The sequence below is a fragment of the Streptomyces sp. NPDC046197 genome, from assembly GCF_040646295.1.
In the GTDB taxonomy this organism is placed as follows: domain Bacteria; phylum Actinomycetota; class Actinomycetes; order Streptomycetales; family Streptomycetaceae; genus Streptomyces.
Genome location: NZ_JBEYZY010000025.1, coordinates 1 through 14,370, shown reverse-complemented (window position 1 = coordinate 14,370; position 14,370 = coordinate 1). Strand labels below are relative to the sequence as shown.

Genomic DNA, 14,370 nt, shown 5'->3' with positions numbered 1-14,370 from the left:
ACCCCACGGGCCGTCAAATACCTTGTAAGAAAAGGCCCCTTGGTCGACGCCGGGTCCTTATCTGAAGCTTACTCAGTTGATCTAGCTGCTTGGTGATCATCTCTGCCAAGGTTGGCTCGTTTCTGTGCCCATCCTGTACGGAGTTGGTGACCATGCGTCGTCGTCCCTTGTGCCGCTCGCGTCGGCGGTTCGGCCTGCCCCGACGCTTGCGGCGCGCTGTGGCGGTTCTGACCCTGGTCGGCTTCGCACTGATGCTGACGACGCAGGATGCGATGGCGATGGGAGCGAGCCTCCCGTCGCTGTCGATGCCCAGCCTGGCCCGCTTCGCCGACTGGCTGACGGCGGGCCCGACGCATTGGGGCAAGCTGCCGCGGCAGGCCTCGGGTAGCGCAGCGGGACACGGTCACTACGCGCCCGCGTCGGCGACCAAGGCCCACCGTGGGAGGGGTCACCGGCCGGGCAAGGGCAAGGGAGAACTGCCCTCGTATGCGCCCTACGCCCGCCATGCCGATCAGGGCCTGAGCCACAAGGCGACCGGGTTCTCGGCGAAGGCGAGCCGCCGTATCGCGGCGAAGTCCTCAGCGACGTCCGACTACTTCGAGAATGTCGACGGTTCGGTCACCCGGAAGATCGCCCAGCGTCCGGTGAACTACCGGGACAGCTCCGGCGCGTGGCAGCCGATCGACACCGGTGTGCAGCACGCCTCGGACGGGCGCTGGCACGAGAAGGCCAACTCCCTGTCCGTCGACTTCGCTTCGTCGGCGAACGACAAGGCCCTGACCTCCTTCGCGGCGGACGGCAGTCACTCGCTGTCGTACGGCCTGCAGGGTGCGGCCAAGGTTGCCGGTACGGCTTCGGGCTCGACGGTCACCTACCCGGGCGTGCTACCGGACACGGACCTGGCGCTGGCTCCGCTGACGACCGGGGTGAAGGAGTGGATCGTTCTCCACTCCGCACGGGCGGCCAACTCCTGGACCTTTCCGCTTCAGCTCAAGGGCCTGACCCCGGTCCAGAAGAAGGACGGCTCGATCGCCCTGGTCGACGCCTCCGGCAAGACGGTGGCGGAGATACCGCACGCCTACGCCTACGACTCCAAGGTCGACCCCCGCTCCGGGGATCCGGCCACCACGCACGCTGTGACCTACCAACTGGTGCACAGTGGCGGGCAGTGGAAGCTGAAGGTGACCTTGAACGCCGCGTGGCTGCACAACCCGGCCCGTGTCTTCCCGGTCACCGTGGACCCCGAGGTCCAAGACGGCTGGACGACGACGTACGCAGAGTCGGGGTCGGGCAACGGCGGAGACCACTCCTACGAGGAGTTCCTGAAGATCGGCTCGTACGATTCCGGAGCACACTCGGCCAACAGCTTCGTCAACCACTGGTACACCAGCTGGGACGGCTCCGGTGTCACGGTGACCGCCGCGACATTGAACCTGTTCGACACCTGGGCGTCGACCTGCACCGCGGAGCGTTTCGACGTCGCGCAGATCACCCAGTCGTGGACGCCGAGTTCGGTGACGGCCTATCCCGGTCCTTCCTACGGGGCGTCGATCGGCAACGCCACCCCCACCGTGTCCCATGCCTGTGCGAACACTTCGTCGGACCCCACTGTGGGCGACTGGGTGAGCGTGCCGCTGTCCACCTCGTCGATCCAGGGCTGGATGAACGGAACCACGGCCGACTACGGCCTGGCGGTGTATGCGTCCACCACGGACAGTCTGCACTGGAAGAAGTTCGGCTCCTTCATGGACCCGAAGAACGGCCCGTGGCTGGACGTGACCTACACCGGCAACTCCGGGCCGCAGCTGTACCAGCAGTACCCCAACAACAACGCGGTCGCCTACACCACCACCCCGGAGCTGACCGCCTGGGCGGCCGGGGCGAACTCGACGGGCAGCAGCAGCACGCTCAAGTACGACTTCACGGTCTACGACAACACCAACACCAAGCTCGCTGACTCCGGTCAGATACCCACCGGGGACTGGACCGTCCCCGCGGGCAAGCTGACCTGGGGGCAGACCTACTACTGGCGGGTCCAGGCCTACGACGCCTCGATCTGGTCGCCGGCGCTGCCGCTGTCCGCACTGAACATCCAGGTTCCACAGCCGTTGATCACCTCCGGGCTGTCGCAGAACAGCAGCGAGCACGGCTTCGACCCGGCGATCGGCAACTACACCACCTCCGACATCGACGCGAGCGTCTCCAACTCGGGCCCGGCCCTCGATGTGGACCGCGACTACAACTCCCGCGACCCGCGCTGGACAGGCGCGTTCGGCGCGGGCTGGTCCAGCGTCTTCGACGCTCAGGCGAGCGAGCAGTACAACGCCTCCGGCTCCGTTGTCGGGGTCACGGTCACCTATCCGGATGGCTCCCAGGTCGGCTACGGCAAGAACGGTGACGGCTCGTTCTCGCCGCCGTCAGGGCGCTGGGCCTCGTTCAAGTCCATCACGGGCGGCTACTCGCTGACCGACAAGAACGACACGGTCTATACGTTCACCCAGTCGCTGGGGTCCGGGGCGTACGGGATCACATCGATCACCGATGCCAATGGGCGGGCGCTGAACTTCACCTGGTCCGGCGGCCACGTCAGCCAGATGGCGTCCGCCGTTTCCGGCCGGTCCTTGTATCTGACGTGGTCCACCCCGACGGGTGCGAATGCCGCGCATGTGGCGACCGTGCACAGCGACCCGGTCTCCGGCACCGACCAGACCACCGACCTGACCTGGACCTATGGCTACTCCGGCGACCAGTTGACCTCGGTGTGCGCGCCGACGGACGGCACGAAGTGCACGACCTACGCCTACGGCTCCGGCTCGCAGTACCAGAACGCCTCCTTGGACCTGGCCCCGTACACGATGTGGCCGATGTCCGAGGCTTCGGGCACCACCGCGAAGGACGCGGTGCTGGCCAACGAGGGCACGACCAACGCCACCTACAACAACGTCACGCTGGGCCAGCCCGGTCCATTGACCGGGGGCTCCGCGACGGCGGCGGGCTTCAACGGCACCTCCTCGAATGTGGTGCTGCCCAACAACCTGGGCAACAACACCAGCTCCGGCGCGTTGTCGATGTGGTTCAAGACCTCGTCCGGTCCGGGAGTCCTCTACTCCTACGCCTCGACGCCCGTCTCCGCAGGCAGCGCCACCGGGTATTACACCCCCTCCATCTATGTGGGTTCCGACGGCAAGCTGAATGCCGAGTTCTGGTACAGCGGTGGCGCCGCTCCCATCGTCAGCTCGTCCGCGGTGACGGACGGCAAGTGGCATCACGTGGTGCTGTCGGCGGCGGGCAACTCCCAGTCACTGTTCCTGGACAACACCAAAGTCGGCACCCTGTCCGGCACCGTCTCCATCCAGAGCGGGGTGGCGTTCGGCGCCAATCAGCCCTTCAACTACATAGGCACCGGGTTCCTCGGCGGCGGCTGGCCCGACGAGCCGAACTACAGCACCACCAACAAGACCGGCTACGCCACTTACTTCAACGGCTCCATCGCCGACGTGTCCTGGTACAACCGACCGCTGGTCGCCTCCGACGTCAACGCCCTGTATCAGTACGGCACGCACGCCGCGAGCCTGCTCACCACGATCACCCGCCCCTCGGGCAGCAAGTACGCGCAGGTCGCCTACGACCCGGCCACCACCGCCGTCACCCAGCTCACCGACGAGAACGGCGGGGTGTGGAAGCTGGCCGCCCCGTCCGTGACCGGTTCCTCGCAGACCTACCGCGGTGCGGTGCTCGGCGGCGGCCCGGCAGGGTACTGGCGGCTCGGGGATGCCGCCGGATCCAGCGCCGCAGCAGACGAGGTCCGCGGCGGCACCGGCACCTACAACGCGGTCACCCTCGGCGCGGCCGGCCCGTTCAGCGACCAGAGTGCCGCCTCGTTCAACGGCACGTCCTCCTACCTGCAGTTGCCTGCTTCCACCGCGACGGTGACCACGGGGCCGAATTCGGTCGAGATGTGGTTCAAGATGCCGTCCGGTAACACCGCCGGTGGTGTGCTCTTCGACGAAGAGCAATGCGCGATCACCAACAACCCGGTCGGTTGCGGTGGGTACAACCCGGCGCTGTATGTCGGCACCGACGGCAAGCTGTACGGCAAGTTCTGGGACAGCCACGGAACCAGCAACCAGATCGTCACCTCTGCCAAGGTGAACGACGGGCAGTGGCACCACGTCATGCTCGCTGCGTCCACCAGTGCGCAAGTCCTCTACCTGGACGGCAACCAGGCGGGAACCACGTCCGGCACCGTGTCGGCGACCGGCCAGGGCTACACCTACATCGGAGCCGGCGCCGCGGGCGGCAACTGGACCAACCACCCGACCAACACTCTGGGCTACTTCCCCGGTTCCATCGCCGAGGTCGCCTTCTACCGGTCGCAGTTGACGGCGCAGGACGCCCAGGCGCACTTCGCTGCGGGCAAGAACTCCAGCGGTCTCCTGCCGGTGTCCACGGTTGCCGTCACCGACCCGGGCAACGCCACCCTCACATACCGCTACGACGTCACCAACGGCTACCGGAAGCTGTCGGAGACCGACGGGCTGGGCAACACCACCAGCTACGGTTACGACACATCCGGCTTCGAGCACACCGTCACCGCCCCGAACGGAGCGACCACCACCACGGGGCACGACGTGCGTGGCAACACCGTGTCGACGACCACCTGCCAGAACCAGGCGGCCAACACCTGCTCCACGGAGTACTTCAGCTACTACCCCGATGACACGACGGCGCAGCTGACGACCGCCGACCCGCGGAACGACCTGCTGCTGACCCGCCGGGACGGCCGGTCCAGCTCGGCCACCGACACCACCTACCTGACCAGCTACGGCTACGACGCCAAGGGCAACCAGACCACGGAGACCACGCCCGCGGTGGCGGGGTTCCCCTCCGGGCGGACCACGACCACCACCTACAGCGACGGCACCTCCACCTACCCGGCAGCAGACTCCGGCAACGTCCCGGCCGGCCTGCCCGTGAAGACGGTGAGCCCGGGCGGCGCGGTCAACACCATCGCCTACCTCCACAACGGCGACGTCGCCTCCACCACGGACGCCGACGGCCTGGTCACCCAGTACACCTACGACGGTGTCGGCCGGGTGCTGACCAAGACCGTCGTCTCGGACACCTACCCCTCGGGCCTGAAGACCTCCTACGTATACGACGCGGCGGGCAAGGTCACGCAGGAGACCGAGCCGACCCTGACCGACCGCGTCACCGGCGCCCAGCACACCCCGGTCACCAGCACGACCTACGACGCGGACGGCAACGTCACCTCCCAGACGGTGTCGGACGCCACGGGCGGCGACGCCCCGCGCACCATCTCCTCCACCTACAACCAGTACGACCAGGTCGCCACCGAGAAGGACGCCAACGCCAACGCCGCGGCAACCAACGGCGCGACGACCACCTACTCCTACGACGCCTACGGCAACAGGACCCAGGAGACCCACCAGGACGGCACCACCACCGCGTACACCTACGACGCCGAGGGGCACCTGCTCACCCAGACCCTGAAGGGGTACACCGGCGACCCGGTCAGCCCCTCGACGGCCCAGGACCTGGTGGAGTCCTCCCGCGCCTACGACCCGGCCGGCCGCCTGGCGTCGATCACCGACGCGATGGGCAACACCACCTCGTACACGTACCTGGACGACGGCCTGGTCGCGACCATCACCAAGAAGGACTCGTCCGGCCAGAACGCGTTCGTGATGCAGTCCAACCAGTACGACGCGGCCGGGAACCTCACCCAGCGCACCACCAACAACGGCGCGACGGTCACCCAGTACCAGGTGGACGCGGCATCCCGCACCACCTCGACCACGGTGGACCCGACCGGAGTGAACCGGGTCACCCAGGTCTCCTACACCCCCGACGACCTGGCAGCCACCACCAACCAGCACGACTCCTCCGGAGCCGAACGCGTCACCACCGCCACCTACGACCCGATGGGCCACGCCACCTCGCGGACCGTCTACGGTGACGCCTCCGGGCACCCCTCCGGCTGGTGGAAGCTCGACCAGACCTCGGGCACCACGGTCGCCGACGCATCCGGCACCGGCAACACCGCCTCGGCCACCGGGGTGGCCTGGGGCAACAGCGCGGCGGCCTTCAACGGCAGCACGGGTCAGCAGATCGCGACCAACGGCCCGGTGCTGAACACCACCGGGTCCTACACCGTGTCCGCGTGGGTGGACATGTCGTCGCTGCCCACCCACAACGCCGCCATCGTGGCCCAGACGGGCACGCAGAACAGCGCGTTCATGCTCCAGTACAACTACGCGCACACCAATGCGCCGCTGTGGGGACTGGTCGACACCAGCACCGACACCGCCAACCCGGCCAGCTTCCCGGCCGCGTACTCCACCTCCGCGCCCACCACCGGCACATGGACACACCTGGTCGGTGTGTACAACGTCAGCACCGGCGCGATGCAGCTCTACGTCAACGGCGCGCTCGCCGGGACGGGCACCAACAGCAGTCCGTGGAACGCCGGCGGTCCGCTGACGATCGGCGCCGACAAGTACAACGGCGCCGCAGGCGACCTGCTGCCCGGCTCGGTCTCCAATGTGCAGGTCTACCCGAGGGCGCTGTCCGCGTCCGAGGTCACCACCTTGTACGGCAATGGCCGTACCGGCGGAACTGTCGGCTCGTCCAACCAGCAGACCACCAAGTGGTCTTACGACGAGCGTGGTCTGCCGACCTCGACGACCGACCCGAACGGCAACACCACGAACTACTCCTACGACGAGGCCGGAAACCTCGCCGTGACCACCGCACCCGCGGCCTCGGTGGAAACCGACGGCGGCACCCCGGTCACCGCGCACCCGATCACCACCAGCGGCTTCAACACCTTCGGCGAGGCCGTCGAAGAGACCGACCCGAACAACAACGAGAACATCACCGCCTACGACGCCAACGGCAACAAGGTCTCCGAAACCCAACCCAACTACACACCGCCCGGCTCCCAGACGCCGATCACGGCGACGAGCACCTGGGCCTACGACAGCGACGGCAACGTCACCTCCGAAACCAAGCCGGACGGTGAGCAGTACCAGTACCTGTACGACCAGATGGGTGATGTCGCGCAGGTCACCGACCCGAACGGCGCCAAGACGCACAGCACGTACGACACGGCCGGCGACCCACTCTCGGTGACCGACGGCACCGGCGCCCAGACCCAGGCCACCTACGACTGGATGGGCCGGAAGGTCACCGAGACCACGCTGGAGCGGTTCCCGTCCTCGCGGACGCTGACCTCAACGCTGTCCTACGCGGCCAGCAGCACCAACCCCGGTGGTGCGTTCCTGGCCGGCCAGACCTCACCGGAAGGCCGAGTCACCTCTTACGGCCACGACAACATCGGCGAGCCGACCGCGCTCACCGACGGCGCCGGAAACACCACCCGCTACAGCTACGACTTCGCGGGCCGCAGGCAGAAGACGACCTTGCCGGACGGTACGTACACCACGACCGACTACAACGCCTCCGACCTGCCCACTGCCAGCAAGCAGTACGACGCCTCCAGCACTCTGCTGGCGCAGACCTCGCAGGATTACGACGGCAACGGCAACGTCACCTCGGCGACCGACGCCAACGGCCACACCTCGACGTTCACCTATGACGCCACGGGGATGGTGACGCAGGAGGTCCAGCCGGTCGACGCCAACACCTCCATCACCACCTCATTCGGGTACGACGCGGCAGGTCACCGCACCCGTTTCACCGACGGACGCGGCAACAACTGGATCACCAACTACAACTCCTACGGTCTGCCGGAGAGCGTGGTCGCCCCGACCACCAGCACTTACACTTCGGCGGCCGACTCCACCACCACGTACAGCTACAACGGCGACGGCCAACTGGTGCACGTGGGCCAGCCCGGCAACGTGTCGTACGACATCAACTACGACAAGCTCGGCAACGTCACCCAGCAGTCCGGTTCGGGCGCCGAAGCGGCCACCGCCACACGTTCCTTCACCTACGACGCCAACAACCAGGTCCTGACCGCGGCCACCGCGGTAGCGGGCACCTCCGGGCAGCCCGGCTACCAGGCCGCCACCAACGAGTCCTTCACCTACGACGACCGCGGGGACCTGCTCACCGCGTCCGGCACCGCAGGCTCCAGCTCGTTCGCCTACGGCAATGACGGTCTGATGTCCTCCCGCACCGACGCCGCGGGAACGACCTCGTACACCTACGACAACGCCGGACGCCTGGCCACCCTGAACGATCCGGCCACCGGCGCCAACCTCACCTACACCTACAACTCCCTGTCGCAGCCGGCCACCATCCAGTACGGCAGCACCGGCCAGACCCGCACCTACACCTACAACAGCTCCCACGAACTGACCGGCGACTCCCTCAAGCAGGGCTCGACCACGCTGGCCTCAATCAGCTACGGATACGACCTCAACGGCAACCTCACCTCGAAGAACACCACCGGGGTCACCGGGGCGTCCAACAACACCTACGCCTACGACTGGGCGAACCGGCTGACCTCGTGGAACAACGGCGCCTCCACGACCGCGTACGCCTATGACGCCTCCGGCAACCGCACGCGGGTCGGCTCGAACGTCTACACCTATGACGCCCGTGACCAGCTGACCTCCGACGGCACCAACTCCTACAGCTACACCGCACGCGGCACGCTGAGTCAGCAGACCGGTCCGTCCGGCACGCAGTCCTTCACCTCCGACGCCTACGGCCAGCAGATCACTGCCGACACTCAGACCTACGGTCTGGACGCGTTCGGCCGTGTCATGACCGACACGACGGCGGGCGGTGGACCGGCGCGCACGCTGCAGTACTCCGGTGCCGACAACAAGGTCGCAAGCGACGGCTCCTACACCTACACCTACGACCCGACCGGCGGCCTGATCGGCATCAACAACGCCGGTGCCACCGACACCTCGACCGGTCGGCTGGCCATGACCGACCAGCACGACGACGTGGTGGCCACCTTTGCCGCCGGAGCGAGCACCCTGGCCGGCTCGACGACGTACGACCCGCTGGGCAACACCACCGCCAGCAGCAACACCTTCGGCCAACTCGGCTACCAGTCCGGCTGGACCGACTCGAACACCGGCAAGGTCAACATGGCCGCCCGCTGGTACAACCCGGCCACCGGGCAGTTCATGAACAAGGACACCATGTCCTTGAACCCGCTCCCCAACTCCGCCGCCGCCAACCCCTTCGCCTACGTCGACGGCAACCCGCTCACCCGCACGGACCCCAGCGGACACGGCTGGTTCGACGACCTGACCAGTTCCGTCTCCAACACCTGGGACAGCGCCTCCAGCTGGGCCTCCAGCAGCTGGGACTCCGCCTCCAGCTGGGCATCCGACACCTGGGACACCGCCTCGTCGTGGGCCAGCAGCGCCTGGGACTACACCTACCACGCAGCCGCCACGGTCGTTCACAGGGTGGTCCGCACCGTCCGCCGCGCCGCCCGCTACGTCTACCACCACGTACGCGACGCCTACCGCTGGACCGTTCACCGGGCACGACGCATCTACCACTGGGCCGCACGGCATGTCCGGCACTACTACCGCGCGGCGGTCCACTATGCGCGAACCGCCTACCATGCGGTCGCCCGTGTGGCCCGAAGGGTCATCCACGCGGCAGCCCACGTGGCGAGAACGGCCTACCGGGCCACCGTGCACGCGGTGAAGACGGCAGCGAAGTTCGTCAAACACCATGCGGCGGCCATCACCTCGTTCGTCGCTTCCACCGCGGTCTTTGTGGGCTGCGAGGCGGTGACGGCGGGTATCGGCACCGTCGGCTGCGCCGCCTTGTCGGGAGCGGTGGGCGGCCTGGTCGAGCAGGGCTTCAAGTGTGCGCAGGGAGGCGGATCGGCCTGCAGCCTCAGCTCGTTCGGCGGAGCCGCCCTGGCCGGCGGTATCGGCGGTGCCCTGGGCGGCGCCCTCGGCGCGGTCGGCGGCAAGATCATGGCGAAGGTCATGCCCAAGGCGCTGGACGCGGTGGGCGGACTGTTCGGCAGGGGAGCGTCCGAGGCCGCCGACGCGGCAGCAGGGGATGCCACGGATGCCGCGGCAAGCCGCGCGGCATCCGACTCGGCCGGCTCCAGCACGGAGGAGGCCGGCGCCGGGCGCCCGAGCGCAGGCGAGGACGCTCCGGGCAAGCCAGTGAAGTGCGAGACGCACAGCTTCACCGGCGCCACGCGGGTGCTGATGGCCGGCGGCACTGCCAAGGCGATCGACCAGGTGAAGGTCGGCGACGTGATCGCCAACTCGGTACCGGGCGCGAAGGGAGTGGAGGCCCACAAGGTCACCGCGGTGATCGTCACCCGCACCGACCACGACTTCGTGGACCTGACCATCAAGAAGACGACCGCAGCGGGCGCCGGGAGCGCGGCGAAGGCCGGGGCGAAGGCCGCGGCGAAGTCCCTGGCCAAGAAGGCGGTCCGCAAGGCGGCCTTCGGCCTGGCGGCCTCGGCGGCGGTACTGGGCGCACTGGGGGCAGGCCACGGCCACGGTCACGGCCAACAGCCGGCGACGGCACCGGTGGCGGCGGTCAGCGCGGCGAGTTCGACCCACCAGGGCGGGGCCGGCGCGGCGGAAGCGGACGACCTCGGGGCACGTCTTACGACGACGTTCCACCACCCCTTCTACGACGAGACCCGCTCCGCGTTCGTCGACGCCCAACACCTGACGGCCGGGGACGTCCTCCAGACCCCGACCGGCACGGCCGAGGTCACCGGTGTCCGCCTCTACCACGCGCACACCATCACCTACGACCTCACCATCGGCACCCTCCACACGTACTATGTGGAGGCTGGCGATACACCGGTTCTGGTCCACAACTGCGATGTCTACGAGCATGGCAATGCTGTCCGCTATCACGCCTTGGACGACGACGGCAGAGCCACTGGGGTCTCTGCGACAATCACGAAATCCATGCTGCGTAAGGGGACGCCGGCGAACAAGGCAATCGACCCTTCGGGTTGGAGCGGCAACGGGAGCCTCTACAACGAGGCGCGGGGTCACTTGCTCGCAGACAAGCTGGGCGGTAGCGGAGATCTGGAGGAAAACCTCGTCACTCTCACTCAGGACCCCATCAATACTCCCATCATGAGGGATGAGGTGGAAAAACAAGTGGCCGATGCAGTCGACGCTGGTGAGACCATCCAATACAACGTCAGGGCGATCTATGACCGAGCCGGTGACGTTGCCCCTATCAGGTTGGAAATCAGAGCTTACGGAAACCGTGGGTTCAAACTTGAAAGGGATCTCCCCAACCCGGCTGGAATGTTCCACATAGATGAATGACGGTAGGAAGTCATGTTCGATACGCAGAGGTTTCGGGAAGTAGTGGAACCGGCCGCGCGGCCCGCGGTCGAGATTCCGTGGAACCAGGTCGAGGCCGATCTTGGTCACGAGCTTCCATCCGACTACAAGTGGCTTGTGGAGAATTATGGTCCCGGTACCATCGATGGGTTCCTTGAAGTTCTGCAACCCGTCACCAAATTCGCGCCCATTCGACTGCAATCCCGAGTTGCTCGATCGCGGGAGATCTTGCAAGCCTATGTTGACCACGGGGAAGTGATCCCGGCAGATCCGAGCGAGTTGGTTGCGGTTGCGGTGACGGATAACGGCGACACCGTGTACTGGGTGGCCAGACCACAACATGCCCCTGACAGATGGACGATCGCACTGAATTCTGCAAGGAATGACGTGTGGGAATTCTTCGATGGTGGTATTGTTCCATTCCTGACGGCGACATTGACGCGAGAAGTTACTTTTTCGTCATTCCCGAGGAACTTCCCGGAACGCATCCCGGCCACCTTTACCGCGCATGCCTGAGTTTGCCAATTTGTACCTGCACAAGGCTGAAGGTGCGGCCTATGGGCCATGTGATTACTGCATTCCGGCAATGCGGGACATGCTTCGGAGGGCTCTAAGCTAATGGTTATATGGCGAAATGAGGCCGGACTCATCCGGAATAGAGTCTTCGTCGGTGGGGCTGATTAACCGCATCGAATACGTGTAAGGCCCTGCGGGGTCGGGCGCGTTTGCAGTGGAGCGCTTGCGCGATGATCGAAAGGATCGCGTAAGCGCTTCATTGTTTGAGGGCCGTCATTGACTGCACCCGCTATTATGGTCGTGTGATTGCTCCTGTCGACATCAGCCTCCCCAGCTTTCTTGCTCGTTGGTGTGCCGCACCTGCAGCTGCCAAAATTCACGCAATGGCGTACTGCGATAAACAGGAGATTCTGGGACGGGACGTGAGCTGTCGAATCCGACTCCAGAGCTTGTGCAAGCGTGCGTTGGGGATCTTCCTGCTGGCGGTACCCGAGGGCTGTTTCAATCAACGGCCGTGTGAGAGGACTGGACTGTGATCTGTGACGTATGCGGACACCAGATGCGGCGGTTGTCGATAACGTCGAACCAGCACCAGGACGAGGAGTGGTTGTGCTCTTGGTGTTATGCGGTAACCGTCGTTGGGTCCGGCCCGCAGGAGGTATCACGGCCGGCATACATGCCCATGAACTTGCGCTGGGAACGGGCAGTTGCCGAAGGACTGCCCGCTGACATCTCTCATGCGTACGGGTACTTCAGCGCGACCCTTTGCGGAATCCGTCGAGATGGCATGTCTCCTTCGCCGTACCCGTGGATTCCAGGATGGGCGAATGCGTGCCAAGCCTGCAAGGACGCTGCTGTCGTCATCGACCAGCGCTGGCCGTTGGAAATGCGGGAGGGGAACCGCCTGCAGATAACGCCTCCGTCCGGTCCGGAGCGGCCGCCCTTTTAAAGTGGTCTCGGTTGGACGCTGGTGGCCAAGTGGTTCGCTCAGAAGCGGTAAGCGTGACGACTTGACGGCAACGCTGACGGCAACGCCAGCGGACGCACAGAGCCCCCACCCGTAGTTCACGGTGGGGGCTCCCGCGCTTCTGCGTCGGGTGTCAGTCGGGTGCAACTGTGGCTGTCGTCTGGCTTCCGGGATCGTCGCCATCCCGAAGGACGTCGCTGAGTTGGTTGATGGCGTCGTGTTGGAGGCGCAGGCGGACGTGGGCGTAGACCTGGGCGGTGATGCCGATGTTGGCGTGGCCGAGCAATTCCTTGATCGTGACCAGTTGGATGCCCTGCTCGAGGAGCAGCGTCGCGCAGGTGTGCCGGAGGTCGTGGAAGCGGACTCGTCGAATGCCTGCCTGGTCGAGTAGTCCGGTGAATCGCCGGGCGACGTCGCTGGGGCCGAGAGGTGTGCCGACACGGGTGGTGAAGATCAGGCCGCTGTCCCGCCACTGAGCCCCTGCGGCGGTGCGTTGACGCTCCTGCTCCTGGCGGTGTCCTTCGAGGGCGGCCAGACATGCTGTGGGCAGGGCAATCCGTCGTTCGGCGGCGCGGGTTTTGGTGGGGAAGAGGGTGAGTCCTCCGGCGGGGTTGTGCTGGAGGCTGCGGCGGATGTTGAGGGTGCCGGCGGCCGGGTCGAGGTCGGCCCAGGCGAGGCCGAGCAGTTCACCGCGTCGCAGTCCGGTTCTCAGAGCTAGTTCCCACAGAGCCCGGAGTTTGTCTTGCCGGGCCACTTTGAGGAAGCGGCGTGCTTCGTCGGCCGTGAGCGGTTCGAAGCGCCGGTGACGGGCCTGGCAGAGTTTGACGTTGCGGGCGACGTTGCGGGGCAGTTCGTCCTCCCGGACGGCGTGTTCGAGTGCGGACTTGAGTACGGAGTGCACGTAGGCGACGGTGAGCGGGGACAAGCGTCTGTTGCAGCAGTTGCCGATGGCGCAGCAGCGGCGTGTTGCGGCGTCGAGGTTGTGGGCGCAGCACTGGCAGGTGGTGCGGAGCCGGTCGAGGAAGGTGCGTACGTCCCTGGCCTTCAGCCGAGGAGGCCGGCGGTCGTACGCGGGTGCGTCGTAGCGCGGGAATGAGAGGCTGCCGCGGGTAGGTCCCTCCTCGGCCGGGCCCCGGAGGCGTACCAGGAACCTCCAGGGGCCGCCAAGGCCGAGCGCAAGCGTCACGGTGTGAGCCTTGGCGGCCCCTGGAGAACCCTGGTCCGGCGAAGCTGCCCGACCGAGGCAGGGCGGTTGCAAGTTCCGAGATCGTGTAGATAGATCGTCCGTACCCGGCGGGAGTTGACGCGGCAACAGCACAGGCACGAGACCGGTGATCACCAGGGTGTCTACGCCAGCTGATCACATCGAGGTCCCGTGCCTGCCGCTCCATCCTCCCTGATACCTGCCGCCCTGGTGAAACTGGACCCCCTTCACCAGCACGACACCGGCCGCCTGCGTGCCCACCTCCAGCGCGTACCCGATCCGCGTTCGCGTCGCGGGCGGTGGTATCCCCTGATCGGCCTGCTGCTGGTCTGCGCCTGCGCAGTGCTCTCCGGCGCCCGGACCATCACCGAGATCAC

4 protein-coding genes are annotated in these 14,370 nt (G+C 66.5%); 3 read left to right on the top strand and 1 reads right to left on the bottom strand.

Translation table 11 applies throughout. The features are described from left to right. Positions 1–218: 218 nt before the first annotated feature. A complete protein-coding gene (locus tag AB0A61_RS28965; protein ID WP_361298429.1) occupies positions 219–11,288 on the top strand; it encodes a LamG-like jellyroll fold domain-containing protein in 11,070 nt (3,689 codons plus the stop codon). Between the two features lie 12 nt (positions 11,289–11,300). Then, a complete protein-coding gene (locus AB0A61_RS28960; RefSeq protein ID WP_361298426.1) occupies positions 11,301–11,822 on the top strand; it encodes a hypothetical protein in 522 nt (173 codons plus the stop codon). Positions 11,823–12,922: 1,100 nt separating this feature from the next. Here the strand turns inward: AB0A61_RS28960 and AB0A61_RS28955 are convergent. Beyond that, the gene (locus tag AB0A61_RS28955; RefSeq protein ID WP_361298423.1) at positions 12,923–13,975 is read right to left on the bottom strand and encodes a site-specific integrase; all 1,053 of its coding nucleotides are present in this window, start codon (positions 13,973–13,975) and stop codon (positions 12,923–12,925) included. A 189-nt stretch (positions 13,976–14,164) separates the two neighbouring features. On the opposite strand from AB0A61_RS28955, the gene AB0A61_RS28950 reads away from it, so the two are divergent. Continuing rightward, positions 14,165–14,370, top strand: a 206-nt coding sequence (locus AB0A61_RS28950; RefSeq protein WP_361298421.1) for a transposase family protein, incomplete at its 3' end; no start/stop codon positions are given.

Excerpts from the sequence above, each read along its gene's own strand:
- AB0A61_RS28960 (WP_361298426.1), top strand. The coding sequence starts at position 11,301 with ATGTTCGATACGCAGAGGTTTCGGGAAGTAGTGGAACCGGCCGCGCGG.